Source organism: Algoriphagus sanaruensis, from assembly GCF_001593605.1.
GTDB classification, from domain to species: domain Bacteria; phylum Bacteroidota; class Bacteroidia; order Cytophagales; family Cyclobacteriaceae; genus Algoriphagus; species Algoriphagus sanaruensis.
Genome location: NZ_CP012836.1, coordinates 2,547,575 through 2,573,696 on the forward strand (window position 1 = coordinate 2,547,575; position 26,122 = coordinate 2,573,696).

A 26,122-nucleotide genomic window follows, 5' to 3' on the forward strand; every position below is an offset into this window, starting at 1 on the left:
ATGTATGATTTCGCTTGGTCCGAAATCCGAAATCCCATTTCCGAAATCAGAAAGCTATTGATTTAAGATTGAGTCCCAACTTCTCTTCCAGCCCGAAAGCCAAATTGAAATTTTGCACAGCTTGACCGGAAGCACCTTTAAGAAGGTTATCTATTGCTGAATAAATCACCAATTGTCCTTCTTCTTTTTGAACATAGAGGAGGCACTTGTTGGTATTAACAGCTTGCTTCAGATCAATATCTTGGGTAGAAACGAATGTGAAAGCTGCGTCCTTGTAGAATTCTTGGTAGGCTGAAATCGCTTCTGCTTCTGAACCCGCGAAAGGGAAATAAGCCGTTACCCAGATACCTCGAGAGAAATTTCCCCGATAAGGCACGAAAAGCAATTCTGAATTAAAGTCAGTATTAATTTGCTTGAAGGTTTGTTTGATTTCTTTGAGGTGCTGATGAGTGAAAAGCTTATATACCGACATGTTTCCTGTTCGGTAGCTAAAATGAGAGGTTTCGGCAAGCTTTTTACCTGCTCCAGTCGAACCCGTAATCCCACTAATATGCACTTGATCCTTAATCCATCCTTTGGCTATGGCCGGAGCCAAAGCCAATTGAATTCCTGTGGCAAAGCAACCTGGATTGGCAATGCGCTTGGCGGATTTGATTTTTGCTGAGTTTACTTCAGGCAGTCCGTAGATAAATCCATGAGATTCATCTCTGAAATCCGTGGATAGATCAATGATTATTGTCTCTGGAGAAAAAGTATGGGCTTCCAAAAAACCTTTGGTTTCTCCATGAGGCAATCCTAAAAACACAGCATCTACTTCGCTTGGAACTTCATCAGTAAATATCAAATCACAATCACCGATCAAATCCGGATGTGACTTGATTACTTTTTTACCTTTTTGGCTATTGGAATGAACGCATACCAGTTCAACCGCCGGATGGTGAACCAAAATCCGAAGGAGTTCACCTCCAGTGTAGCCTGCCGCTCCGATGACTGCTGTTTTAATCTTAGTCATTTCCGCTGTTGACTTTATGGAAGATAGCAGTTTGGTTACCTAAGATTCGGGTAAATCCTTTCACATCTTCTCCGGTATAGCCTTTGTTCATTTCTCCATAGCTTCCAAATTTCGAGGACATCAAATCATGCTCAGAGTGGATTCCCAACAAGGTGAATCGGTATGGCTGAAGCATAACTCGAACATCTCCTGAAACAAATTCTTGGGTACTAGCCAAGAAAGCTTCCAGGTTTCTCATCACTGGATCAAGGTAATGCCCTTCGTGCAAGTGGTTTCCGTAGAATTCAGCTTGTTGATTTTTCCAGAACATCTGCCACTTGGTCAAGGTGTGTTTTTCAAGCAATTGGTGTGCTTTAATGATGATAATCGGTGCGGCTGCTTCGAATCCCACGCGTCCTTTGATTCCTATAATGGTATCGCCAACGTGGATATCTCGACCTATTCCAAATGGTGCAGCTAATTCTTGCACTCGCAGAATAGCGTCAACTGGATTTTCATAAGTAACCTCATTCACACCTTTCAATTCCCCCTGAACAAAAGTCAATTTGATTTCTTTTGGCTCGTGATCAGACACTTGCGTAGGCCATGCTTCCTCAGGAAGATACTCGGAAGAGGTTAAGGTTTCTTTACCACCTACTGAAGTTCCCCAGATTCCTTTATTGATTGAATAAGCGGCCTTCTCAAAATTCATGGAAACGCCATGCTTTTTAAGGTATTCGATTTCTTCCTGACGGGAAAGTTTCAAGTCACGGATAGGTGTGATGATTTCGATGTCCGGAACTATCGTTTGGAAAATCATATCAAATCGAACTTGATCATTTCCAGCTCCTGTTGAACCATGAGCAACAGCTTTAGCTCCGATGGACTTCGCATAGTCAGCCAGTGATTTGGCTTGCACAATACGCTCAGCAGATACAGAAAGGGGATAAGTGGCGTTTTTAAGTACGTTGCCGAATACCAAATATTTGATGACTGATTCGTAGTAGTAATCCACTACGTCTAAAATAGTGAAGGAAGCTACACCTAGGGTTTTTGCTCGTTCTTCGATTGTTTTTAATTCTTCTGAAGAAAATCCTCCTGTATTAACTATGGCTGCATGGACTTCATAGCCCAAGTCTTTGGTCAAATGCAAAGCACAGAACGTAGTATCAAGACCACCGCTGTATGCTAAAACGACTTTTTTCATAATGTCTAGTAGGTTTGTCCCATCACGGGATGAAGTGAATTACAAGAATATACTTTTCACAGAATCCTTTGATTTTGTGAGTTTAAGCATGACAAATTTTTTCAGGCGAACCCATCGATCAAAGAGTTTGATTTCTTTTTTGAAATCCTCTCTAAGAGCCAATTCTTCGGTATGATTCTTCTTGGCATTCGGATCATATAACATCGCGGTGCAAAGGCAATTTTGACGGTTTTTGGACATCAAAATTTCATAATTCACACAGCTTTGGCATCCTTTCCAAAACTCCTGATCATCCGTCAAATCAGCATAAGAAACAGGAATATATCCAAGCTCGGAATTGATTTTCATCACAGCTGCCCCAGTTGTCAAACCGAAAATCTTGGAATCAGGATATTTCTTTCTGCTCAGCTTGAAAATCTCTTGTTTAATTTTCCGCGCCAATCCATACTTTCTGAATTGAGGAGAGACAATCAAGCCAGAATTGGCCACATACTTTCCGTGACCCCAAGCTTCAATATAACAGAAACCTGCCCAAACTCCATCGGAGGTCAAAGCAATAACTGCTTTTCCTTCATCCATTTTGGTCTCTACATAGGCAGGACTTCTTTTGGCAATACCGGTGCCACGAGCCTTTGCAGAATTTTCCATCTCCTCAGTAATCTGAGTTGAATAGACCTTGTGAGAAGAATCTGCAACGATGATTTTGAAAGAAATTTCTTCCATGGACATGCGAGAATTAAACTGTTTCTGAAGAAGACAGACTTAGTGAATTGGATTGATTGGGTACTAGTAGGCGAGGGGAGTTTTCCACGTAGGAAAACAAACTATCATGCAGGGTCAAACCCTAAAAGTCTGCCTAGACCTCTTCAGAGGAGAAAAATTAGGAGTAACCAATGACAACAATACCGTTGTATTGACGAGAGAAAACTGCTTCGCTATGTCGTTGGTGTATTTCATGGTTTTGAGGGTGCAAATGTTGTACCTCCTTTAATCAATTGCAAGGGTTTATTTCAAAAATTTGACGCAAACCTTATTTTTTTTTCAAGAAAAATGAAAAAGGCCTCAATTTTTCCTATTGAGACCTTTACTTTTTTAAAAACTATAATGAATTACGAATCAGCCATCTCCTTAAGTGCTTTCACTAACGCATCACAATCTTTTGTGCTTGTGTAAATATTGGGACTTACCCTGACTCCTTTGACTCCCGAACCATCAATTGGCGCAGTGAAAATTTTATATTTTTCTAATAGGATCTTTCCCATTTCTGCAGGAGTATATTTCTCGACCCAGACATTCCCTATTCCACAGCAACGCGTTGGATCTTCAGGTGTATTGACCTTGATTCCTGGGTAATTTCGAACTTGGTCCGACCAATATTTTTGGATAAACCGCAATCGGTCCTCTTTTCTTTTTGAGCCAATCCGCTCTTGAAATTCTATAGAGTCTATGACCGTAAGGTCGGTGGCTGCAGGATGGGTTCCTATATGATTGAGATAGGCTATGGTTTTTAGATTTAAATCAAAAGGTGCAAGTAATGGCTGAATCTTACTGATTTTATCCTTTTTGACATATAATAACCCAGAACCTAAGGGAACACTTAACCATTTATGAAGACTTGATCCATAATAATCGCAATTCAATTCATGCATGTTAAAAGTAAAATGCCCAACAGCATGAGCTCCATCAAGCATTACTTCCACACCATAGGAATGTGCCATATCGGCGATTTTCCGAACTGGTAGAATGTGTCCTGTGATATTGACGATGTGTGGCACCATCATCAACTTGGTCTTAGGTGTAATAGCTTTTCGGTAGACTTCCACTATTTCCTCATCGTTTTTAGGATGCATAGGAATGTCAATTTTCACCGTTTTGATTCCCCATCGCTTTGATGCCATTTCAAACATGGTTTGCATGCTACCATAATCCTGATTTGAAAAAATAGCCTCGTCCCCAGCTTGCCATGGATATCCAGAAATGATCAAATCCAAGGATTCGGTTGTATTACGAGTCATAACGACTTCTTCAGGATCAGCACCTACTAAATTGGCTAAAGCGGCAGCTGATTTAGCCTTATTCTCAAATTGGATGCCTCTCATGTAATGCGAGGCTTGAAAGTTTACTTCTCGGATATGAGAAATGTATTTTTCCAGTAATTCCTCAGGGAGAAAGCAGTAATACCCATTTTCAAAATTCAAATAGTCGCGTTTGATTCGGTAACCTGCTCGGATCTGATCCCAAATATCATCAGCTTCCCAGTCTAATTGGTCAAAGGAGAGTGGATTGGCTGCTGCTGGTAACACGCTTCCTCCAAGTCCAAAAGCAGTTAAATACTTTAGAAATGATCGCTTATTCATAGGGTGGGTGGTTGATTACAAAACATAGGAAAGTAGCCAAATGATCACTAAAAAAATGGCCATCCATGTAATCCAAGGAGCTCTCTTTGGAAACTCATACTTACAAATCGGGCAAGTAGTTGATTTGGAATCAATTTCCATTGCGCAGGAGGGACATTCTTTAGTTTTCACAGGTAAAGCTGAACTCTTTAGGTTCTTTTCTGATTTCTCCTTTAAGTAAATTAAAAATTTGATGAAATACACCAGGGGATCCTTGGATAGTGACTTAGCCACCTAAAGAAGGGAGAACCTTAGTAATTCAAAACAATCAATTAAAGCTTATGAAAATTGAAATTTGGTCTGATGTCGTTTGTCCTTTTTGCTACATCGGAAAGAGGAAAATGGAGAAGGCTCTCCAAAAATTTCCGTTTAAGGATAAGGTAACTATCGAATGGAAAAGCTTTCAGCTAAATCCTGATCAAAAGACTAATCCAGACTTAAGTACTTTGGAGCATTTGGCTCAAAGCAAAGGTTGGTCCATGGATCAAACTAGGCAAATCACTGCCAATGTCGTCGAAATGGCAAAAGCAGAAGGTTTAACTTTTGATTTTGAAAAGGCAGTAGTCGCAAATACTAAAAACGCCCATCGATTGATTCACCTAGCGAAGGAATTGGATCTTCAGGATGCCATGAAAGAGCGTCTGTTAAGGGCCTATTTTTCAGAAGGAAAAAATGTAGATGATCCCAAAACGCTAGCTGCATTGGGAGAGGAAATTGAAATTCCTTCTGACCAAATTGACAATGTTCTAAATTCCAATCAATATGAAACTGAGGTCGATCAAGACATCTATGAATCACGATTGATAGGAGTTAGAGGCGTTCCATTTTTTGTTTTGGATCGAAAGTTTGGGATTTCCGGTGCGCAGCCTGATGAGGTATTTGATCAAACGCTGGAAAAGGCATGGATGGAGTTCGCAAAATCAAATCCCGTTTTGGAAGTTCGCGCAGATCAAGATGGAGAAAGTTGTGATGTTGACGGAAATTGTTTTTAGTCAATGGAAAACAAAAAATCCCGAAGTTCGATGCTTCGGGATTTTTTGTTTTCCAATTATTGATGTTCGTCTCTCAGAAGATCATTGACCGTTTTAACGGGATTGAAGGTAATTAAAGGGACTTCCACAAAAAGCGTATTCCATCCTGCCATAGCCCCGTTCCAAAGTCCTGGGAGTTCCAATGCTTTTAAATCTCGACCACTTTTTGATTTTTCTGTAATAAATCCCGTCTGCATATCTCTAAATGCTAACAGATCAAAGGATTTTCCATGATAATCCCTTGTACCGCATACTAAATCCACGGGATTGAAATGGGTAGAGGCCATCATATGAGCCTTAGAGTTAGGATCGTTCAAATCAATCTGGGCTGTTTCTAGAATTTGTAAGGACTGTGATCCATCCGATTCTTCGATCCAGAACGGACCACCACCGGGTTCACCAGTATTTTTCACCATACCGCAAACTCGAATCGGGCGATTCAATTTGTCTTTAAGGTACCTCGCTAATTCGATTAGACTTTGAGAAGATTCAGTTGCTGGCACTTTTCCGCCAAGTACAGTATTGTAAACCTCAGTTGCCAATCCTACTGATTCATGGCTTATCTCCTGATCCAAGGCCCGCAATGCTTCAAATATTTGGTTTTGAGCATCCAATAAATATCCGGCAAGTGCCATTTTATATTCTTTGGTAGGTTCCTTCAAATGATCTGGAACAACATTGTCGATGTTTTTGATAAAAATTAAATCTGAATCGATATCATTTAGATTTTCCAATAGCGCACCATGTCCCGCTGGTCTAAACAATAAGCTTCCATCTTCCTCTTCAAAAGGAGTATTTTCCATAGTCACGGCAATGGTATCGGTAGATTTCTTTTGTTGGGAGTAGGTAATCTCGAAACTTAGGCCAGTTTCTTCGATAAGTTTTGGAAGGACTTGGGCAATTTCAGCCTTAAATTTCATCTCATGCTCAGGTGATACTGTAAAATGAATCTGAACCTGTTCACCACGACCTGCAGCATATTGAATCCCTTCTACGAGATGCTCATGTGCAGGTGTTCTATTTTCTGAAGGATACCGATGAAAACGAAGCAATCCTTTCGGTAATGATCCATAACCAAGCCCATCATCTTGAAGTAAAGCAGCTACTATTTTTTTATAATCCGCATTGGATAAACAAGCCTCCATGGAAGTTCCTTGGGCTTTAAGCGTATTGTCCAAATCCTCGTAGAATGCGAATTTTTGAATATTCTGGATGAATTTTTTCGTAAATCCACTTTTCTCTAAATCGCCATCTCCATCCAAAAAAGCAAAGAGATCTTTGAACATTCGAGAAGCCGCTCCAGATGCGGGAACGAACTTTACGATTTCCTTTTTGAATGCTTGAACTTTATAGGCCTGGATAAACTGAAGGAGTTCTGACTGATCCAAAACTTTGATTCCATGCGCTGGGGTGGCAGGGCCAAGAATCTTTAAATAAGGGAATCCATTGATAAAATTGTCAATTTGTTGGGCGACGAGGTCAGGGTTCATTCCCTGAGTTCTGATTTTGTCTACTAATACAGAATCCATGGTTGGGTTGGTTATAAAAGTTTAGGCTTAATATAACAGACCTTTTCCCTAAGCTCAAAATGGATTTTAACTTTTCGGAAAAGGGAAAGGAAGATTTTACTAAAATCCCTGAATTCAACTGCCTGAATTATTTCAGATTAATTTTCCTGAATTTGATATGCTGTCCAGGTCTTTTTTGAGCTAAAATAGATTGGGCTAAAGCAGAAAGGATCATAATTCTAGGATATCCTCCCGTCACCTGAGCATCTGGGCCGAGTATTATAAGTGTCCCTCCAGAAGTGAGCTGCACAAATCCTGGAAATACGGGATTGGTGGGCATTTCTGGCAAGTGATTTTCAAGTTTTTCCTCCAACAAAATCCCCATTCGAGATGATAGCAATGATAGGGTAAACTCATGGTTGACTAGCTTTTGCTTTTGATCTTCTGAAAGAAAGGAAAAATCAGGACCCTCATAGAAGTCTAACCATGGATTTTTATACCAATCCGAATTCCATTTAGGTTTGGCAAAGTGATTCAATGGACTCGATTGAAGACAATTGTAAGTCAATTCATCGAGAGGTTTGAACGAAGATTTTGCACTGATCCCTTTGTAAAAACTTTGAGAACCTAGAATTTCCTCCTCCAGAAATCCATCCTTAATTCCGATATAAAGCCGGTTTCCAGTATGAAATCGTCCAAATTCAAGTTCATCATTGGGCTCGATCTGGATTAAGTTGGTATCTGTGACCGGTTCACCATTTCTCTTGACATTCACCTGAGCACCTGCCCAAGCAATCGTTGTTTTTCCGGTAAACTTTACCCGTAATCCAGGCTGAGAAACTTCCAAAACAGAGGCATGAGGATCATTTTGTAAAACATGATTGACCCAATTGAAGGAAAGGGAGTCGGCGGGACCAGAAATTGGAACTCCATAGGACTGCCGGCCCAGCCTTCCTTGATCTTGAATAGTCAACCCAGGACCTGTTTTAAGGATTTGAAGAATTCCTATGCTCCTTTTCATTTCCAATAGGATGTGTTTTGGCTGGATTCTAATCGACTAAACTCAGCTTTGGAAATTGGAACAAACTGGATTTGATCTCCGATTTCCGCCCAGACAGGTGGGGTTTGATTCGGATCAAAGAATGATATCGGAGTTTTTCCAATCACATGCCATCCACCTGGACTTTCCAAGGTGTAAATACCCGTCTGAACTCCTCCAATTGCTACCGAGCCAGCATCTACTTTTCTCGCAGGGGTACTTTTTCGAGAGCTTACAAGTTTTTCATTTAAGCCATTTAAGTACATAAAACCGGGTAAAAAACCGAAAAAATGAATTCGATATGCTTTCTCAGAATGAATTGAAATGATCTCTTCAATTGCCATCTTTTTGGATTCCGAAAATTGATCCAAATCTGGAGCAAGATCTGGATCATAGCACACTGGGATTTCCCAAACCTTTTCTGAAAGAGCTCTGATAGGTGGGTTTATTTCATTGAATTTGGAAGCGAATTCCTGCTGAGCTTCGAAAGATTTCCAGTGAATTGAGATTCGTGTAAAGCCTAATCTAAGATCAATTAGTTGTGAATTCAGATTAGTAGAAATCCAATTTTTCCAAGCCAATTGGTTTTTAAGAAGCACATCTGTTGGACTTTCACTCCAACAGATTTCACCTAGAGTGGGGGTAAGGATTTGATAGGTGGGTTTTAAATGCATATAGATCAGCTCAACTTGCTCCAGAACTTTTGACGAAGCTTAGGAAGGAAGCTTAAAATTCCTGGATTATCCCCGTGGATACACAAGGTATCCGCTTGAATTGAAAATTTCTTTCCAGAATTACTTATCAATTGACCTTGGTTTAAAATTGGCGAAATATGATTTTCGACTTCTGGAAGTGTGGTAAGCAAAGAATTCGGCTGAGAGCGATCTAATAATTTTAAATCATCGGTATAGGTTCGGTCTGCAAAAACTTCTAACCGAATGGGATGCTTACTATTCTCTGCTGCCCGCTGCATTTCGGAAAAGGGAGGAACTAAAATTGGGATTTGTGGAAGCTGTGAATGTACAAAGCTTACTAATTCTTCAGCCAAGTTTTTATCCTTTGCTGCATCATTGTAAAGAGCGCCATGAAACTTCAGGTGATCTAGTTTTACGTGTAGCGGATGAGCTACTTTCAGAAATAAATCCAGTTGAATTTTCAGGGATTTTATCAGCTCATCAATAGGTATATTCAAACTCTTTCTTCCGAAATTTTCCAGATCTGGATAGGAAGGATGAATGCCGATTTTTACGTCATACTTTAGTGCTAATTCCATGGATTTTAGGATAGACTTTTCATCCCCATAATGTCCACCACAAGCAATACTTGCTGCGTCTATCCAAGGATATATCAGCTCTTCGTCTGAAATCCCTTCTCCTAAATCACAATTTATTTCAATCATTTTTCAATTCGATCGTGACTCTAAATTCACTAAAAAATCATCAAATCAAGAATGAATCATTTGTCCTTTTAAAAATTTGACTCCTTTTTTCTGATTTGTAATTTTGGGTATTGTTAACTTAAATCTGAAAAAACTATGGGAAAAGGAGACATTAAATCTAAAAGAGGAAAAATCAGTAGAGGTACTTTTGGAGCTAGCCGACCTAAGAAAGAACAGAATAAGGAAGCTAGAAAAGTGCAACTATCCCTCAAAAAATAATGGAAAAAGGACCTTCGGGCCCTTTTTTTATGATCTTCCTAAAACCTCAACCACACGGCCCAATTCAGGATCAACAACCACTTGAATTATCCCCAGAGAAGGATCAATAGTCTGAAAAACAACGAGGTAATTTCCGTCAGTCCAAGCATTAACTGCTGCATCTTTCCATTCACCCAAAACTCGGGCTTTTTCATCTGAAGTAAGTGCGTTGTATGCAAGTTCTCGATAGATGTCTAATGGATCTCCGCCTTCTTCTTTACCACAACTGGAAATCCCAATCACCAAAAGAAAAAACACGAATAGGATTGAAAGATTTTTCATAAGCTAATTTTTGAGAGAAACGAATTTAAGTTTTAGAACGCTACTTTAAGCCTAATTTAATTGAAATCGTGCTACGGTGAGGTTTATTTAGATGGAATTAAACTGTTTGATGACTTGATTTAATTGTCTAAAGTCTAATTTTCCATGGCTTGATTTCAAATGATGAACTATTGCCAAAGACTTTTTTAAGCGAGATTCAGGATTTTTGACCTTTGATACTAGATACACTAAACTGCGTTGTTTACCCATGGTCAAACTCCTGAAATAGCTATTTCCTTCTTCTTCTTGATCTAACAAAACCTGTAATTCTTCAGGCATTTCATGTCCAAATTCACTTTCATCAGGAGTAAGTCTGACCTGAATATCTTTCCCTTCCTGAAGCATCAGATCTGCCCGCAATTTTTGATTGATCAAAATATACCAATATTCTTTAGCCTTCATCAATCCCATGGGATTTGGGCCTTGATTGGAAATCCAAACCAAAATTCTACGCTGATTTTTTGCCAAAAGCGATAAAGATATAGCCTCAGGAATTGGAATATGATATTGCCAATGGTTGAACTCAAACGACTCCAATTTTCCAAAAAATTCAAATTGATTTTGCATGGCTGATTTGTCCTCTTTTCTCTCGAATACCAAGCTTTTAGCACTTATTCGAAGTTTTTCAAAATAAAATTTTACAAAAATTAACTGGAAATAGGGAAACCCAAATTTATTTTTTCCGTGAATTTATGAGTGCTCAGATATATTATTCTTTAGAGCAATTAATTAAATGTTGTTTAACCACTAAATACTACCATTATGAATCGTACGACAAAATCATTGCTTTGGATAGGAGGAATTACAGCCGGTGTATTGGCTGGAGTTGCTCTAGTTAAAAACCGAGACAAGTTTTCTTCAGAAAATGAAAAAATGACCAAATGGCTCAGCGATCTAAAGAAAACACTCGAAGATAAAAGTAGAAAAATGGTGGATTCCGGTTCGAAGGCTATTCAAAACGGAACCAAAGCTTTTCAAAAAGCCTGACCTTTAAGCGAAAAATTAAACCAACTATTCCGCAAATTAAGCCGTGGCAAATGCTACGGCTTTTTCTTTTTGAGCAGTTTGATAACTTGTAGCCCATTAGCAAAAACATCCTCATGCAACCTGTATCAAAACTTCCTCATATTGGAACTACCATTTTTACCATCATGTCCAAAATGGCTACGGATGAGGGAGCTATCAACCTTTCCCAAGGATTTCCTGGCTTTGGTGCAGACCCAGTTTTATTGGAATTAGTTGCCAACTATACTAAGAATGGGTTTAATCAATATTCACCCATGTCTGGAATCCCAGGATTGCGGGCGGTATTGGCAGAGAAAACTAAAATTACGCAAGGCTATCTCCCTAATTCTGAAGACGAGGTGACAATTGTTTCAGGAGCAACAGAAGCTATTTTTTGTGCTGTTACTGCTATCATTGAAGAGGGAGATGAGGTGATTGTGCTTGAACCAGCCTATGACAGTTACGAACCTGCTATTACCTTAAATAAGGGAATTCCAATTTACGTACCCTTAAATCCCTTTGATTTTTCTGTGGATTGGGACAAAGTCAAAGACGCTATTGGTCCAAAAACTAAAGCAATTATGACTAATTCCCCACATAATCCTAGTGGCTATGTTTGGACCAAAGAAGATGTTGATACGCTTGCTGAACTAGTTCAAGAGACCCGAATTTATATCATCTCAGACGAAGTTTATGAACACATCACCTTTGATAATCGTCCACATTTTTCGCTCGGTGCTCACCAAGATCTTCGGGATCGAACATTTGTCTGTGGTTCTTTTGGAAAAACCTTTCATGTAACGGGTTGGAAAATTGGGTATTGTATTGCTCCCAAACCGCTGACTCTAGAGTTTAGACGAATTCACCAATACGTCACCTTTAGTACTGTGACACCCATTCAATTTGCATTGGCTGAATATTTGGAAGTTCCTGATCGCTATCTCTCTATTCCAGCTTTTTATGAACGAAAAAGAAATGTCTTTGCTGAAGGTCTAAAGCAAACCGAGCTGGAATTTGTCCCAAGTCAAGGCAGCTTCTTTCAGGTAGCAAGGTATGGTCACCTTTCCAAGATTTCAGATCGGCTATTGGCTGAACGGATGACCAAAGAATTAAAAGTGGCCTGCATTCCCGTATCTGTGTTTTATTCAACCAAAAAAGATGATCATCTCATTCGCTTCTGCTTTGCAAAAGAGGAATCTGAATTACAAGAAGCTTTAGAACGATTAAAAAACCTTCAAAATTTATGGTTATGAAATGGAATAGCAGATTGATCTGCCTTTTTCTTTTAATCCTTGGATTTCACACTTCTGCACAAAGTCAAGAGACTACTTGGTCTAATTGGAAAAAAGAACGTGTCGAAGAACTTACCAAAGAGGATGGCTGGCTTAATTTAATCGGATTACTCTGGCTAGACCCATCCAAACCCTATTTCAATCAGATTACCAGTGATAGTTTGGCGCTCTCCGAATCCATGAATGAAACCACTATTGGAAAGTTTGTAATACAAGAAGACTCAGTTTGGTTTGATTTTAACGAGAAAACAGATCGATCCAATTCAGCCTTGGTTTATCCTTTGGAATATGGAAAAGGGGGAGGAGCATATTATTCCCATTGGAAATGGACCGTAATCGAGCGGGGAGGAAAAAATGGCGTGAGGCTTAGAGATCTTGAGCATCCTGCACTAAAAAATTTTCAGGAATTGCCCTATTATGACTATGATTCAAGATTTCAAGTTCAGGCCTTTTTTGAACCCAAATTCAATCAAACAGTCCTTATTCCAAATGTCCTAGGCCAATTGATTGAATGGAAGGTAATGGGCTATCTATCATTTGAACTGGAGGGAATTAAGCAATCTCTTATGGTCCTAGATGAATTAGGGAAATTCTTCGTCATTTTCTCAGATGAAACAAATGGACATGAAACCTATCCAACAGGCAGATACCTCTATGTAGATTATCCCAATGCCTCAGGTTGGACCACAATCGATTTTAATTACGCATACAATCCTCCCTGCGCCTTTTCATCCTTTGCAACTTGTCCTATTCCTCCAAAAGAAAACCGAATGAATCTCGAAATTTTGGCTGGTGAAAAAAGCCCAGAAGGGCATTAAAAAAGCCATCTTAAAAGATGGCTTTAAATCTATTTTCCAGTGAACCTTAGGATAGCGCCTTCTGACAAAACTCGAGGCATTTCTGTACTTCCTTGACAGCATCTGAACCTTGAGGGACTTGATACTCCAATTCAATAGTCGCAGGGAATTGATACTTGTTCTTTTGCATCAATTTAAGAATATCTCCAATCGGAGTATCGCCAGTACCCCAAGCCAAGTTTCCTTTTCCATTTGCAGGTGTTTGTCGGTCCTTGGTATGCATGCTCAGGATTCTTCCATGTTGCTTTTGAATTAGCGCGATCAAGTCGGTATGACCTGCCGCAATGTAATGTCCAGCGTCTAGGTTTAGTCCATTTTTGGTACTCTGAGCAAGCGCCGTATCCCAAAATGAAAAGGTTTCTTGCTCATGACCATGATAGCCTACTGACATGCCATATTGCTCCCCGAGTTTTCCAAGTCGAAGGGTTTGTTCATCATCAGAAGGATGCTCTAACGTCACATGACTTGCCCCTAATGCTTTAGCAGCTTTCATTCCGTAGGCAACTTCTAGATCAGAATTATTTTTACCAAAAGCACTTGGTTTAAAGGCATAAATTGAAACTCCTTTGTCTTGGTACATTTTGCGCATTTGCTCAAATTTTTCCATTGGAGCATTTGCCCTCCAAGCTGCAACTTCCTTAGTATAAGAAGCAGACTGTGCCTGAAGATCAGCCAATTCTTTAGACTCATCTTCCGTTAAAGTTTCACTTCTACGTTGCTTTCCACCTAATTGGAAAATTCGCATCCGATTGAAACTTGGGCTTGGCATTCCTGCAAAATTTTCCGCAGGATCACCCATCAATTCGATGGAAGAAATTCCTGAATCAAGAACATATTGAAGGGTAGCTTCAGCACTTTGATCAGGCATGGATCGGAAAGAATAAGTAATACATCCGATCTGAACACCATTAATCAGGGAATTGGGTTTATTGAATGACTTAATCAAGGCAGGAGCACCTTGAAGCCAAGATGGCGCTGTAACTAAGCCTGCGATTCCAAGGGCTGACTTTTGAAGAAATTCTCTTCTATTTTTCATGAGTTCGGGTTTATGGTTTGACTAAGGAATTTACCCTTTATCTGAATGAATTGTGTTTTTATTCCGATAATATGGTCAGAGATGGGTTATATGGCAAAAATTTAATTTAAACGAAGTGCCTTCATTCATTCCCCTTCACTTATCTCGAATAACCTGCATTGATGGAAAGCCCTATCAAAAGTTGGAGCCATTTTATCATTTTTGATTTGTAATTAAATTTTAAAAATCTTCCTATGAATCGTCTTCGTCATTGGTTTGCATTACTCTTAACTCTTGGGATTTTTCAACCTGTTTTTGCTCAGGATAATTCTTTGCTTTGGAAAATTAGTGGCAATGGATTGGCTAAGGAGTCTTATCTATTTGGTACGATCCATTTGATCTGTAAGGAAGATTTTAAATTTGACCATACCGCTAAAAAGGCACTTGAACAAGCAGATCAACTTTGGCTCGAATTGGATTTGGATGACTCGACTCTTTCAGGACAAATGCAGCAATTGTCGATTAGAGAAGGTATGCGAAATATGTCTGAAAAGATAACTCCAGAAGATGCCAAAGTCTTGGATGATTATTTTACAACAAATTACGGCGTTGGGCTAGCCCAATTGGGGGTTCTAAAACCTTTTGTCCTCGCTACCATGGTTTTGATGAAAGAAATCCCCTGTACAGAAACCGAAAACTTTGAATACCACTTGGTGTCCTTGGCCAAAGAACAACAAAAACCCATTGAAGGTCTGGAGACCGTTGCTTTTCAAATGAGTGTTTTTGATTCCATTCCCGAATCCCTTCAAATTCAGGAATTGGTGACCATGATTCAGGATAATTCTGCAGCAGATGATTTTCGGGGATTGATTGAGATGTATTTATCTCAAGAAGTAGAAAAATTATGGGCTGAGATGACCGATGAAGGTATGTTTGCATCGTATCGATCCCTCTTATTGGATCAGCGAAATCAGAAATGGGTTGAAAAAATCATGCGCGAAACCAAAGAATCTTCTTTGTTTATCGCAGTAGGAAGTGGGCACTTAGCTGGTGATCAAGGAGTAATAAATCTACTTCGAAACCAAGGCTATATCTTAGAACCTATCTATTCCAATGCCAACTAGCAGTTCAAAAATCGGCTTGACTAAGACTCAGTTATACTGGCTCCTTCAAATTATCGGGTGGAGTTCCATCATTTTTGTGGAAACCATCAACTACACATTTTTTATCGTGGGAGAATTTGACTGGAGTGTTGTGGGACAGTTTGTGGTCTTTGCTGGAGTAGGGGTAGGGGTAAGTCATTTTTACAAAACACTTTTAATCAAGCCGGCCATCTTTGACCGTAAACTATCCAAAATATGGGTAAGAGCGGCATTTGATGTGATTTTGATATCCTTGATGATGGTTCTTATTCTCTATTTGCCAGGTGTATTTACAGATCCAAAAGTGCTTTCAGACCATCAGTTTATTATTTCATTTTTTGGTCAGATCATGAATTTGGGTCGATATGTTATCGTTTGGATTATTATCTATTACCTCTATCATATCTTAAAGAAAAACTCAGAAATCATTGAGCAAAAGTTGATTTTAGAAAATGTCGCTAAATCGGCAGAACTGGAATTGTTGAAAACCCAATTGAATCCTCATTTTCTATTCAATGCGCTGAATAGCATCAAAGCTTTGGTTTTGATCGATCAGGAAAAATCGCGGGACGCCATCATCAAACTATCGGAGTTGCTTCGATTTTCCTTGAATTATGAAAAAGCTCCGTTTATTTCTCTGAATGAAGAATTGAATGAAGTCATCAAATATTTGGAACTGGAGCAAATAAGATTTGGTAATCGTTTGGATGTTGAGATTCTAGTTCAAGAAGAAACCATAGATCAGCGAATCCCGCCAGCTATGATTTTAACGCTTGCAGAAAATTCAATCAAACATGGAATCGCTAAGTTTCCCGACGGAGGTAAAATCACAATCCAAACCAAACTGAAAGGCAAGGAGGTTTATGTCGAAATTTCCAATCCGGGAGAATTATCAACCGATTTTAAACTGGGAATTGGCTTGAATAACCTTCAGAAGCGACTAAAAAGTCAATTTGGAGATCAAGCTGTTTTTGTACTTGAGAAAAAGGGGAATAATCAGGTTTCTGCTTCCATCACTTATCCTGCATTTTAATTATGAAAAAAAGAGTCTATTTAGTTGATGATGAAATGCTTGCACTTCAGGAGCTCAGTGTGCTTTTGAAGCCTTATGAAGAACTCGAAATCATTGGGATGTCAGATCGGGTCGACCAAGCAATTAAGGACTGTAATGAACTCAAACCGGATTTGATATTTCTGGACATTAATATGCCAGGAATGGATGGATTTGCTTTTTTGGAAAATCTAGAAGAAGTCAATCAGGTCATTTTTGTGACTGCCTATGATCAATTTGCCATTAAGGCTTTTGAAATCAATGCATTAGACTATTTGCTCAAACCTTTAAATCCAAAGCGATTAGCAGAAGCTATCTCAAGATTCTATTTAAAATTTCAATCCGAAAAAGAGGATTTAGAAAGTCAGCGCTTAACACCGGAAAAGAAAATATTCATCAAGGATGGAGAACGCTGTCATTTCGTGCCTGTTTCAAAAATCTTCCTGCTAGAAAGCGAAGGGAATTATGTTCGCGTATTTTTTGATAAAGAGACAGCTCTTCTTCATAAATCGCTGACCTACCTTGAACAAAAACTGCCGACTGATCTCTTTTTCAGAGCCAATCGGCAGTATATGTTTAATTTGGATTTTGTGGATCGAATCGAACCCTACTTCAATAGTACCTTGTTAATTGTCTTAAAGTCAGGACATAAGATCGATTTGAGTCAGCGGCAAAGTGTTAAATTCCGGGATTTGACAGGTGTTTAAAATCAAAATCCGACAGCTTTATCATCTCCTCTAGGATCTGCTCCTCCTTCCAATCGTCCATCAGGAAGTCGAAGAATAGCGTCTACCTTTCCGATGATCGGACTGTTTTTTTCATTGATTATATATCCTTTGTTTTTCAAACCTTGGATCAAAGTTGAATCAAACGAATTGGGTTCGAAATTGACCAAATCGGGGAGCCATTGATGATGAAATCGAGGTGACTCTACTGATTCTTGCATGCCCATCCCAAAGTCAACCACATTAAGAATGTTTTGTAGAACAGAAGTGATGATCGTAGAACCTCCCGGAGTACCAACCACAAGAAGTAATTCACCATCTTTTTCAACAATGGTTGGAGTCATCGAACTCAACATTCGTTTTCCAGGGGCAATGCTATTTGCCTCTGCACCAATCAATCCAAACATATTCGGCGTACCCGGCTTGGCGCTAAAATCATCCATTTCATTATTCATGAAAAAGCCTAATTCATCAATGTAAACTTTAGATCCATAAGCTCCATTGAGAGTGGTAGTCACTGAAACCGCATTTCCTTCAGCATCTACTATCGAATAATGGGTAGTTTCCATGCTTTCAGCAAATTCAATTTTGCCTTCTTCGATATCCTCTGATTTGGTAGCTTGCTCAAAAGAAAAACTCTCCATTCTTGACTTGAGGTAATCCACATCAAGAAGTTTATTTACAGGGATTTGAACAAAATCAGGATCACCTAAATAAAAGTTTCGATCAGCATAGGCTCTTCGCTCAGCTTCGACTACAAGTTGAATGTATTCTGGACTATGGTGACCAAGTTCTGTTAAATTATAAGGCTCCAACATTTTTAAAATTTGCGCAAGGGTCATTCCTCCTGAGCTTGGAGGAGCCATGGAAATCACACGATGACCTCTATAGGTGAAATCCACAGGATCTCTCCAAACAGCCTCATAGCTCGCTAAATCTTCCTCAGTGATAATGCCTCCTTTCTCTTGCATATGTTTTGCAAGAATCTTGGCTGTTTCACCTTTATAGAATTCATCTCTCCCGTTTTGAGCAATTCTTTTTAGGGTTTGGGCCAAAACTGGGATTTGTAAGGTATCACCAGCCTGAATCTCATTGGCAAAAAATGTCTCAGGACCATTCACTTCTATAAAGGTTTGGCGACTTCTATTCAATCTATCGGCTTGAGCTTGAGTAACCACAAAGCCATTTTCTGCCAATTGAATCACAGGCTCCAAGATCTCGGAAGGAGACAACTTTCCAAATTTTTGTTGTGCAGCAAAAACACCAGCAATAGTACCGGGAACACCAGATGCCAAGGCCCCTTTGGTACTTAATTCAGAAAGGAAATTTCCTTCTTCATCCAAATACATGTCTTTAGAAGCAGCCAAAGGTGCTTTTTCTCTGTAGTCCAATGAACCTATAGATCCGTCAGCCATCCGATAGACCATAAATCCACCTCCGCCTAAATTGCCAGCGAATGGAAATGCTACTGCCAAAGCCATTTCGGTGGCCATCATTGCATCGAAAGCATTCCCTCCTTTTTGGATGATTTCAATGCCAATTTTAGAAGCTTCCTCTCGAGCGGAAACTACCATTGCTTTCTCAGCAATCAGTCCTCTGTTTGGTTCAGGACGATTTTCGGATTGATTGGCACATGAAACAACCAACATCCATACTCCAAGGAGGAGAGCATAATTCCATAATTTTTTCATACCGATTCGGAGTTTTTATTCAACTGAATCAAAGCTAAAGTCGAGATGGGTGATCGAATGGACGTTTAGCTTTAGAAATTCAATTTTCGAGTAAGGTAGAATTAAATAAGTTTAAAATCCGCTTGTATTCATCTGTCCAAGAGCTAGGTTCTACAAAACCATGATCTTCCACCGGATAGACGGCCATTTCCCAATTGTCTTTTCCTAATTCAATCAGTCGCTGCGCCAATCGTACCACATCTTGGAAATGAACATTGACATCCAACATACCATGTGCGATCAGCAAATTTCCTTTTAATCCTTCCGCAAAATAAATCGGGGAGGATCTTCGATATGCAATTGGATCTTCTTCAGGTGTATTCAAAATATTTGCAGTATAACCATGATTGTAATGTGCCCAATCCGTCACCGATCGCAAGGCTGCTCCTGATTTAAAGACATCGCTATGATTAAATAAGGCCATCAAAGTGATAAAGCCACCGTAGCTTCCTCCGTAAATTCCAATTCGAGAAGGATCTACACCTTGCTGTTCGACCAAATATTTTGCTCCATCCACCTGGTCAGAAAGGTCCTTTCCACCCATATGACGATAAATCCCAGTTCGCCAATCTCGTCCATATCCCGCAGAGGCACGGTAATCAATGTCCAAAACGGTATATCCAAGATCAGTCAGGAGATTATGAAACATATACTCACGGAAATAACTACTCCACCATTTGTGGACATTTTGTAAATAGCCAGCTCCATGGACAAATATTACCGCTGCTCCATTTTTCTTACTTGGGTCAGGGGAGTATAGTCTTGCAGGCACATCTGCACCATCTTGAGCTTTGAATTTCACAATTTGAGGATCTAGCCAAGGATAAGATTTAAATTCCTCACTTTGTCCATCCGTTAATTGAGTCGGTGAAGCACCCACTTGGTTGGTTTGAACAAACAGCTCAGCAGGCTTATTACTGTAGGAATAAATAATCGCCAACTTCTTCTCATCTGGAGAAAGGGACATTTCATTGTTTCCTGTTAGAGTAGTTAATTTTTCCATCTTCCCTCCAAAAAGAGGCATTTTGTAAAAATGACGTTCTCCAGGATCGACCTCAGAAGTGGTCAAATACCACCATTTTTTATCCTTGGAAAGAAAAGGATCAAAGACTTCAAACTTTCCTTGAGTCAAGGCTTTCTTTTGCCCAGTAGTCACATCCAAAAGATATAAATGGGAATAACCACTTTCTTCGGATTGGAAATAGATGTGCTTTGAATCAGGGAGCCACCCCAAAGTTCCTCCTCCAAAAGCCCAACCAATTCCTGGACCCGCAATCCAAGCTTCATCCCGCTGACGGTCTAATGTTTGAAGTTTTCCCGTAGTCAAATCAACTGCAGCTATCCATCGATCTTTATTATCGAAAGATTTAGCTTGAATAATCGCCTTTTTTCCATCTGGAGAGAAATACAAAGGACTCAGACTTACCTCTCGAACTTTAGGTTCCCAAGTTTTTTCAGGATAATCTTTTACATAATCAGTTAAATCTTTAATCCCGGGAAGGTCTTCGACAGAAACAAAATAGACCGTATCTCGCTGCAGATCATAAATTCCAATTTCTGACTTGGAAGGGGAGGTGCCTACCTTAGGTCTAGCATTCAGGTCTTCGGTATATCCCGACGCAACAGTATAGTCTGGTACTTTTGTGGATTTATTGGTAGCAGGAGTAAAGAAGGTGAACGAGGCGTAGCTTCCATCAGGTGATAATTGTAGGTTAGAAGGAGTTCTATCGCCCGTATAGAAGATGAATTCAGAATTAATCTCTCGGATAGATTCTCGGTATGCTCTGGATTGTTGCTGAGCTTCTTTTCGCTCCCGTACCACCTGTAGTAAAGCCAAATTTTCACTTTCTAAAAAATTTTCAGAAGTAGATTCCGAGGCGCCACGTGGTCCATTTGGTTTGGCTCCGGAAGTAATTTTTGTAACTTTTTTGAGACTTTTTGAAGCAAGGTCAAACACAAAAATATTCCCTTGAGAAACGAAAGAGAATCTTTGTTCACTCGCCATCCACTGAAGGTTACTAATTGGTGCAATCCATTCTAGAATGGAGCTGGTGGTCTTTTTCTTTAAATCCTCTAAAACAATTGTGTTCCCCTTGGTATAGATTCTTTTTTGATAATCTCGTGTGAAGGTTTCCTGATTTCTAGTCAGCGATTTTTGTTCTGTCCAGCTTACTTTTTGGATTTGTTTGGGAAGATTTAAATCGATTTTGTAGAGGGAATCTGCAGGATCATTTTGCAGGTTATATCGAAAATAGATGGTTTGACTATCCTCGCTCCAAAACGCTGATGAAGGAAAAGTCCCCATCCATTTGGGATCTCTCATGATGTAATCGACAGATAGAGGCGTCTGCGCCAGCGTCTGAATAAATACAATACAGAGCAAGGGCAGAAATAATAATTTCCGCTTCATGGGTGATAAGAATTAATTGGGTGGATAAGAATTAGAACTTGGAAAGAAAATCCTTGAGTTCGGACTCGATTAGAACCAACTGCTCCTGAAGGTTTTGATTGTGCTCCTGAGAACTCTCCAAACTTGCTTCGATATCTTCCAGGATTTTCCTGGTTTTCAAAGCACCAATGTAGCTCATGCTTGGTTTGGCTTTGTGGCATCGTTTTTTGATAGTAGCGAAATCTCCAGAGGCATAAAGATCATTCAAGCCTTTAAGATCATGGATATTGGTGTCTAGGATAATTTGAACCATTTCCTGAATCATTTCAGGATCGTCATCGCCAAAATACTGATAAATTGATTGCTCACTGATGAGTTGATACATGACTGGATTAAAATGAGTTTGAAAAGAAAAGTTTTACCACATGCTTTCAATAAAATTAGAAACAATTTCGAAAATCAAGCATTACTAAGGAAGTGAGTTTTTTCCTTTCATCAAAAAGATTTGGAAAGGTAACTTTGCATTGGAAACAGAATTGATATGACTAAGAGTAAAAAGATCTTCTTGGCCCTATTTGTGGTCTTCATGATCATCATATTATATATCAGCTATGATATCTCCAGACGAACTACCTTCCCTGGATCAAAAGGAAATCTCAAAGAACGAATCACCGATCAGGTAGAAAAGTAATGACTGGAAAAAAAATAGATGTAAATAAGCTCGACCTAGAATTGATGAAGGAAAAGACGACGGAAAATCCCGGAACTTTACCCTATGCACATCATTCAGGTAGTGCCCTAATCAAACCCGAGGATAAAGGGAAAATCACCGGACGTGCTGTAGCAGCAATGCATAGCCAAACAGATATGCAAATGGCTCAAATCTATGAGCAAATGCGGCTGTTAGCTGATCAGGCGAAAAAAATTCAAGCACGAGTAGCCGTTTCTGAAAGAATCTATCAGGCATCCATCGCCTTTGAGCCATTAATCAACCATACCTATTTTCTCTATCAAAAGCCCGATGGAACTGACTTTCTTAGCATGATTGCTCCGGAGGAATGGGGAAGAAAAAAAGAATGGGCTTCCTTTGTGGCGGAAATCAAATTGTTGGCTGACCACACTTGGGAAATCCTTCGGGAAAACGTCTAAAAATGGAACATCTTATTACCCGGCAATTAGACCTCATTTTACGAGAAGGAGGCGCTGATTATGATTGGCAATCCGAGTTGGAGGTGGTGCCAAACTATCTTGATTCAAAAGGCAAAATTTGGCTTCAGGAAATCTTAGAAGAACTCGGTGCAAATGATTCTTTCCCTTTACTCGAAAAGTTAAAATTCGATTTTAAGATTGGGAGGCATGTGTTGGTTTGGGATGACGAGGTTCATTTTAACCGGTACCGATTAGCCACTTTGCGATCTCCGATGTATGAAGAATGGAGTTTCAATTTTTCCGAGGCGTGGAAAAGGCTGTGTAGAACTTATGAAAAAGAGGCTTTGAAATCAGGAATGCAGCTTCGGATTTGGACAGGACCACCGGTTGCAAAAACTATTTTTGGTTCGCCTTCAGAGTTGGGTGATTTTTCTGGAAATGGGGCAGTGGGATGGAAGCTTTTAGCTTATAATGATGCACAAATGGACCTACAAACCCGGATTCATGGATACAAATTAATCCGCCTTTCTCCCTACGAAACGCTCATGACTGGAGGCTCTCTGAAAAGATTAGATCAGTTGCTTGTCAATCCCAAGGAGGAACAACGTGCTATGATTTACAATTGGCTGATGCGAAAATTGGCCTAAAAAAAGAAACCGGGTTTTTTCACCCGGTTTTTTTGTATCAAGCAAAAAGTCCAAACATCTCCCGTTCGATCTTTTCCACGATAAAGGAAAAGTCTTCTTGTCGTTCCACGAAGTCCAAGTCATTCACATCAATGATTAGCAACTTTCCTTCTTTGTAATTACCAATCCAATCCTCGTAATGTTGATTTAGATTTTTCAAGTAATCGATGCGCATGGCAGTTTCATAGGTTCTTCCTCGCTTTTCAATTTGCCCAACTAGCTTAGGTATATCTGCTTTTAGATAAATCAATAAATCAGGGGCCTTTACATGTTGGATCATCGAATCAAACAAGCTCCGATAATTCCAATAATCACGTTCTGTAAGAAGTTTACTTTTATACAAGTTTGCCGCGAAAATATAGGCGTCCTCATAGATCGTCCGATCTTGAATGGTATTGACTTTACTGTCTTGAATGGTCCGAATTTGATTATATCTGGAATTCAAGAAATAGACTTGTAAATGGAAAGCCCATCGCTTCATATCTTCATAAAAGTCAGGGAGGTAGGGGTTATTGTCCACTGATTCAAACTCAGCTTTCCAACCATAATGCTTGGCTAGTTTCTCAGTAAGCGTGGTTTTTCCACTTCCGATATTTCCGGAGACTGCTAAATGCATCTAATTTTTATTGAAATTATTTCTTTGAAAATCTGGAAGCCACCACCAAATCTTTGCTTCCAGCGGTGTATTTGTAAAACCCTTGACCGGTTTTAACACCTTTAAAACCAGCTTCCACCATGTTTATCAAAAGAGGGCAAGGAGCATATTTTGGGTTTCCAAAACCGTCTTGAAGCACCCGTAAAATGGACAAGCAAACATCCAATCCGATAAAATCTGCAAGTTGAAGTGGCCCCATCGGATGTGCCATCCCCAGTTTCATCACGGTATCTATTTCTTCCACACCAGCCACACCTTCGTAAAGCGAATAAACTGCTTCATTGATCATCGGTATTAGAATTCGATTGGCAACAAAGCCCGGATAATCATTTACTTCAACGGGGACTTTTCCAAGGTTTTTGGAAAGCTCCATGATGATTTCCGTGACTTCATCCGAAGTAGAATAACCCCGAATCACTTCAACCAATTTCATAACCGGAACAGGATTCATGAAATGCATCCCAATAACTTGACTGGGTCGTTGGGTAACGGCAGCAATTTTAGTAATGGAAATTGAGGACGTATTAGTCGCCAAGATCGCCGAAGCAGGAACAAATTGATCCAATTGCTTAAAAATCTCCAACTTCAATTTTTCATTCTCAGTCGCTGCTTCCACCACTAAATCAGCTGATTTAACTCCTTCTTCCAGTTGAGTGAAGGTTTGAATACGATTCAATGCTTTTTCCTTTTCACCTTCAGAAAGGGTTCCTTTTGCAACCTGACGATCCATATTTTTGGAAATACTGGCTATCGCTTTTTCCAATTGGCTTGCTTGGATATCCACTAAGGCAACTTGGTAGCCACACTGGGCAAAAACGTGTGCGATACCATTTCCCATGGTACCCGAACCGATTACTGCAATTGATTTCATAAGTAATTCATTACGAGTTAAAAGCTTATTTATTTGGGTTTATATTGAAACTTACAGGTTCAATTTAGCTTTCAAAGCTAAGGTCTGAGGACTCCATTTCCAATTTCAACTGGAGGTTTCCAGACTTTGTTTGTCAATAAAATCCTACACACTTTGCAATTCTGATTACCTTTGAATACATGAAAGAATTAGGATTAATCAATCAACTTCCGATCATTAGATTTACTGACAACGGAGCCTACCTTGGTTTAAGTGATGGGTCTGAGGTGTTACTTCCCAAAAATTATCTAAAAGGAGAAGAAAAGGAAGGTGACTTAATCGAAGCCTTTATTTATACTGATAGCGAGGACCGCTTGGTCGCCGTGACAGACAGACCAAAAGCAATCTTGGATGAATTTGCTGTATTGGAAGCTAAAGAAATTACTTCTTTTGGGGTATTTATGGATTGGGGACTTTTGAAAGATTTGTTTGTTCCCAATTCAGAAATGGCAAAGCCCATGGTTCAAGGCCAAAAATATTTGGTAAGAGTTTGTTTGGATTATAGAACTAATCGATTGATAGGGGTAAGTAAATACCGAGAATTTATCTATCCAGCACCCAAAGACTATTTGCCAGGAAATAGCTGTGAAGGATTAATTTTTGATAAAACCGACCTTGGCTACAAAGTACTTTTAGAAAACAGATATGAAGGGCTCATCTACGCAAATGAAGTTTTTCAGCCCATTCAAATTGGAGAGATCAGGACCCTTTGGGTTAAAAAACGTCGAGATGATGGGAAGATCGACTTACAGCTATTACCTATAGGAAGAGAAAAATATGAGGAGGGTGCTGAAATGATTCTAAAACTTGTCCAAGAGAAAGGCTTCATTCCTTTGCACGACAAATCTGATCCCGAAAAAATCAAAGAGATGCTCGGCATGAGTAAGAAGCATTTCAAGCAATGCATCGGACAACTTTACAAAGCCCAAGAGATTATTATTCACGAAAATGGAATTTCCTTAAATCAGGATTAATACAATTTCAGAATATCGGTTGGTGTCTTGCAAAGAATTGCCTGATTCCGGAAAATGGCAATAGGAGATTTGATTAAATATGGGTGTCTAACCAAAATATTTAACCAACCTTCCTCATCCCAGTCTTTACCGGCAATAAGACGCTGATACTCGGGATGAGCCTTGTTTAGTAAATCCTTTGCTCGCAAGTGAAGCAACTTTAAAATCTGATCCCATTGGGTTGCAGTCATTCTTTCTCGAGTGATATCGATTTCATTGACAAACTTGGTAATGGCTTTTGCATACGCCTTAAGTTTGCTTATCGATGGGCTGATCGGCGCTATGATAGAAATAGAGCTCTGATGGATGAATTT

The 26,122-nt window shown here is 39.5% G+C and carries 30 protein-coding genes; 13 read left to right on the forward strand and 17 right to left on the reverse strand.

Features of this window, described 5'->3' with window-relative positions; genetic code table 11:
- Positions 1 to 46: 46 nt before the first annotated feature.
- The 3 genes from argC to AO498_RS11165 are packed head-to-tail and all read right to left on the reverse strand — an operon-like array spanning position 47 to position 2,921.
- Positions 47 to 1,012, reverse strand: a complete 966-nt coding sequence (gene argC / locus AO498_RS11155; protein ID WP_067547466.1) for an N-acetyl-gamma-glutamyl-phosphate reductase — start codon at positions 1,010 to 1,012, stop codon at positions 47 to 49.
- Positions 1,005 to 2,198 (reverse strand): argininosuccinate synthase, encoded by a 1,194-nt coding sequence (locus AO498_RS11160; protein ID WP_067547469.1) that lies wholly within the window; start codon positions 2,196 to 2,198, stop codon positions 1,005 to 1,007. Before AO498_RS11160 ends, argC begins: the two co-directional genes overlap by 8 nt.
- 39 nt (positions 2,199 to 2,237) lie before the next feature.
- Positions 2,238 to 2,921: an acetyltransferase gene (locus tag AO498_RS11165; protein WP_067550431.1), complete on the reverse strand. Its 684-nt coding sequence runs from the start codon at positions 2,919 to 2,921 to the stop codon at positions 2,238 to 2,240.
- A gap of 106 nt (positions 2,922 to 3,027) precedes the next feature.
- Here AO498_RS11165 and AO498_RS17205 point away from each other — a divergent pair, with 106 nt between their 5' ends.
- On the forward strand, positions 3,028 to 3,189 hold the full coding sequence (locus AO498_RS17205; protein ID WP_157883975.1) for a hypothetical protein: 162 nt from the start codon (positions 3,028 to 3,030) through the stop codon (positions 3,187 to 3,189).
- Positions 3,190 to 3,307: 118 nt separating this feature from the next.
- On the opposite strand, the gene AO498_RS11170 is transcribed toward AO498_RS17205, so the two are convergent.
- A complete protein-coding gene (locus AO498_RS11170) occupies positions 3,308 to 4,555 on the reverse strand; it encodes an aminotransferase class V-fold PLP-dependent enzyme (RefSeq protein ID WP_067547472.1) in 1,248 nt (415 codons plus the stop codon).
- 320 nt (positions 4,556 to 4,875) lie between these two features.
- Between AO498_RS11170 and AO498_RS11180 the strand changes: the two genes are divergently transcribed.
- A complete protein-coding gene (locus AO498_RS11180; protein ID WP_067547478.1) occupies positions 4,876 to 5,586 on the forward strand; it encodes a DsbA family oxidoreductase in 711 nt (236 codons plus the stop codon).
- Between the two features lie 56 nt (positions 5,587 to 5,642).
- Here AO498_RS11180 and AO498_RS11185 read toward each other — a convergent pair whose 3' ends face one another.
- The 4 genes from AO498_RS11185 to AO498_RS11200 all read right to left on the reverse strand — a co-directional run bounded on the left by AO498_RS11185 (position 5,643) and on the right by AO498_RS11200 (position 9,571).
- Positions 5,643 to 7,154 (reverse strand): DUF4301 family protein, encoded by a 1,512-nt coding sequence (locus AO498_RS11185; RefSeq protein WP_067547481.1) that lies wholly within the window; start codon positions 7,152 to 7,154, stop codon positions 5,643 to 5,645.
- A 127-nt stretch (positions 7,155 to 7,281) separates the two neighbouring features.
- On the reverse strand, positions 7,282 to 8,154 hold the full coding sequence (locus AO498_RS11190; RefSeq protein WP_067547484.1) for a 5-oxoprolinase subunit C family protein: 873 nt from the start codon (positions 8,152 to 8,154) through the stop codon (positions 7,282 to 7,284).
- Entirely contained in the window at positions 8,151 to 8,846 is a 696-nt protein-coding gene (pxpB, locus tag AO498_RS11195; RefSeq protein ID WP_067547487.1) for a 5-oxoprolinase subunit PxpB, read from the reverse strand. The genes AO498_RS11190 and pxpB overlap by 4 nt, the downstream gene beginning before the upstream one ends.
- A 5-nt stretch (positions 8,847 to 8,851) precedes the next feature.
- Positions 8,852 to 9,571: a LamB/YcsF family protein gene (locus tag AO498_RS11200; RefSeq protein WP_067547488.1), complete on the reverse strand. Its 720-nt coding sequence runs from the start codon at positions 9,569 to 9,571 to the stop codon at positions 8,852 to 8,854.
- A gap of 135 nt (positions 9,572 to 9,706) precedes the next feature.
- On the opposite strand from AO498_RS11200, the gene AO498_RS17040 reads away from it, so the two are divergent.
- Positions 9,707 to 9,829: a 30S ribosomal protein THX gene (locus tag AO498_RS17040; RefSeq protein ID WP_082792224.1), complete on the forward strand. Its 123-nt coding sequence runs from the start codon at positions 9,707 to 9,709 to the stop codon at positions 9,827 to 9,829.
- A gap of 27 nt (positions 9,830 to 9,856) precedes the next feature.
- Here the strand turns inward: AO498_RS17040 and AO498_RS11205 are convergent, their stop codons facing one another.
- Both AO498_RS11205 and AO498_RS11210 read right to left on the reverse strand, forming a co-directional pair.
- Positions 9,857 to 10,150 (reverse strand): hypothetical protein, encoded by a 294-nt coding sequence (locus AO498_RS11205; protein ID WP_067547490.1) that lies wholly within the window; start codon positions 10,148 to 10,150, stop codon positions 9,857 to 9,859.
- Between the two features lie 87 nt (positions 10,151 to 10,237).
- Positions 10,238 to 10,756 carry a YdeI/OmpD-associated family protein gene (locus AO498_RS11210; protein ID WP_067550433.1) on the reverse strand — a complete coding sequence of 173 codons (519 nt, stop codon included), beginning with the start codon at positions 10,754 to 10,756 and terminating at the stop codon, positions 10,238 to 10,240.
- Positions 10,757 to 10,951: 195 nt separating this feature from the next.
- Here AO498_RS11210 and AO498_RS11215 point away from each other — a divergent pair, with 195 nt between their 5' ends.
- The 3 genes from AO498_RS11215 to AO498_RS11225 all read left to right on the forward strand — a co-directional run bounded on the left by AO498_RS11215 (position 10,952) and on the right by AO498_RS11225 (position 13,304).
- Positions 10,952 to 11,176, forward strand: coding sequence for a hypothetical protein (locus tag AO498_RS11215; protein WP_067547492.1), 225 nt, complete (start codon positions 10,952 to 10,954; stop codon positions 11,174 to 11,176).
- Positions 11,177 to 11,289: 113 nt separating this feature from the next.
- A complete protein-coding gene (locus AO498_RS11220) occupies positions 11,290 to 12,447 on the forward strand; it encodes a methionine aminotransferase (protein WP_067547494.1) in 1,158 nt (385 codons plus the stop codon).
- A complete protein-coding gene (locus tag AO498_RS11225; protein WP_067547496.1) occupies positions 12,444 to 13,304 on the forward strand; it encodes a DUF1684 domain-containing protein in 861 nt (286 codons plus the stop codon). Before AO498_RS11220 ends, AO498_RS11225 begins: the two co-directional genes overlap by 4 nt.
- Positions 13,305 to 13,350: 46 nt before the next feature.
- Here the strand turns inward: AO498_RS11225 and AO498_RS11230 are convergent, their stop codons facing one another.
- Positions 13,351 to 14,379 carry a sugar phosphate isomerase/epimerase family protein gene (locus AO498_RS11230; RefSeq protein WP_067547499.1) on the reverse strand — a complete coding sequence of 343 codons (1,029 nt, stop codon included), beginning with the start codon at positions 14,377 to 14,379 and terminating at the stop codon, positions 13,351 to 13,353.
- A gap of 233 nt (positions 14,380 to 14,612) precedes the next feature.
- On the opposite strand from AO498_RS11230, the gene AO498_RS11235 reads away from it, so the two are divergent.
- Genes AO498_RS11235 through AO498_RS11245 form a run of 3 tightly spaced genes read left to right on the forward strand, consistent with a single transcriptional unit; the run spans position 14,613 to position 17,258 of the window.
- Entirely contained in the window at positions 14,613 to 15,482 is an 870-nt protein-coding gene (locus tag AO498_RS11235; RefSeq protein WP_067547502.1) for a TraB/GumN family protein, read from the forward strand.
- The gene (locus tag AO498_RS11240) at positions 15,472 to 16,533 is read left to right on the forward strand and encodes a sensor histidine kinase (RefSeq protein ID WP_067547506.1); all 1,062 of its coding nucleotides are present in this window, start codon (positions 15,472 to 15,474) and stop codon (positions 16,531 to 16,533) included. The genes AO498_RS11235 and AO498_RS11240 overlap by 11 nt, the downstream gene beginning before the upstream one ends.
- Positions 16,534 to 16,535: 2 nt before the next feature.
- Entirely contained in the window at positions 16,536 to 17,258 is a 723-nt protein-coding gene (locus AO498_RS11245; protein ID WP_067547509.1) for a LytR/AlgR family response regulator transcription factor, read from the forward strand.
- Between the two features lie 2 nt (positions 17,259 to 17,260).
- Here the strand turns inward: AO498_RS11245 and ggt are convergent, their stop codons facing one another.
- The 3 genes from ggt to AO498_RS11260 all read right to left on the reverse strand — a co-directional run bounded on the left by ggt (position 17,261) and on the right by AO498_RS11260 (position 21,780).
- Positions 17,261 to 18,967, reverse strand: coding sequence for a gamma-glutamyltransferase (gene ggt / locus AO498_RS11250; RefSeq protein ID WP_067547512.1), 1,707 nt, complete (start codon positions 18,965 to 18,967; stop codon positions 17,261 to 17,263).
- A 79-nt stretch (positions 18,968 to 19,046) separates the two neighbouring features.
- Positions 19,047 to 21,416 carry a S9 family peptidase gene (locus AO498_RS11255; RefSeq protein ID WP_067547514.1) on the reverse strand — a complete coding sequence of 790 codons (2,370 nt, stop codon included), beginning with the start codon at positions 21,414 to 21,416 and terminating at the stop codon, positions 19,047 to 19,049.
- Positions 21,417 to 21,447: 31 nt separating this feature from the next.
- Positions 21,448 to 21,780, reverse strand: a complete 333-nt coding sequence (locus AO498_RS11260) for a histidine kinase (protein ID WP_067547516.1) — start codon at positions 21,778 to 21,780, stop codon at positions 21,448 to 21,450.
- 156 nt (positions 21,781 to 21,936) lie between these two features.
- Between AO498_RS11260 and AO498_RS17255 the strand changes: the two genes are divergently transcribed.
- The 3 genes from AO498_RS17255 to AO498_RS17260 are packed head-to-tail and all read left to right on the forward strand — an operon-like array spanning position 21,937 to position 23,191.
- Positions 21,937 to 22,086, forward strand: coding sequence for a hypothetical protein (locus AO498_RS17255; protein ID WP_192842558.1), 150 nt, complete (start codon positions 21,937 to 21,939; stop codon positions 22,084 to 22,086).
- Positions 22,086 to 22,544 carry a DUF2452 domain-containing protein gene (locus tag AO498_RS11265; protein WP_067547519.1) on the forward strand — a complete coding sequence of 153 codons (459 nt, stop codon included), beginning with the start codon at positions 22,086 to 22,088 and terminating at the stop codon, positions 22,542 to 22,544. Before AO498_RS17255 ends, AO498_RS11265 begins: the two co-directional genes overlap by 1 nt.
- A gap of 2 nt (positions 22,545 to 22,546) precedes the next feature.
- Complete coding sequence (locus tag AO498_RS17260; protein WP_067547522.1) at positions 22,547 to 23,191, forward strand: DUF7255 family protein; 645 nt, start codon at positions 22,547 to 22,549, stop codon at positions 23,189 to 23,191.
- A 37-nt stretch (positions 23,192 to 23,228) separates the two neighbouring features.
- Here the strand turns inward: AO498_RS17260 and AO498_RS11275 are convergent, their stop codons facing one another.
- Both AO498_RS11275 and AO498_RS11280 read right to left on the reverse strand, forming a co-directional pair.
- Positions 23,229 to 23,846 carry a deoxynucleoside kinase gene (locus AO498_RS11275; RefSeq protein ID WP_067547525.1) on the reverse strand — a complete coding sequence of 206 codons (618 nt, stop codon included), beginning with the start codon at positions 23,844 to 23,846 and terminating at the stop codon, positions 23,229 to 23,231.
- 16 nt (positions 23,847 to 23,862) lie between these two features.
- The gene (locus AO498_RS11280) at positions 23,863 to 24,756 is read right to left on the reverse strand and encodes a 3-hydroxyacyl-CoA dehydrogenase family protein (RefSeq protein ID WP_067547528.1); all 894 of its coding nucleotides are present in this window, start codon (positions 24,754 to 24,756) and stop codon (positions 23,863 to 23,865) included.
- Positions 24,757 to 24,935: 179 nt separating this feature from the next.
- On the opposite strand from AO498_RS11280, the gene AO498_RS11285 reads away from it, so the two are divergent.
- Positions 24,936 to 25,769 (forward strand): CvfB family protein, encoded by an 834-nt coding sequence (locus AO498_RS11285; RefSeq protein ID WP_067547531.1) that lies wholly within the window; start codon positions 24,936 to 24,938, stop codon positions 25,767 to 25,769.
- On the opposite strand, the gene AO498_RS17325 is transcribed toward AO498_RS11285, so the two are convergent.
- A complete protein-coding gene (locus tag AO498_RS17325; protein WP_236778592.1) occupies positions 25,766 to 25,999 on the reverse strand; it encodes an arsenate reductase family protein in 234 nt (77 codons plus the stop codon). The genes AO498_RS11285 and AO498_RS17325 overlap by 4 nt on opposite strands.
- Positions 26,000 to 26,122 lie beyond the last annotated feature (123 nt).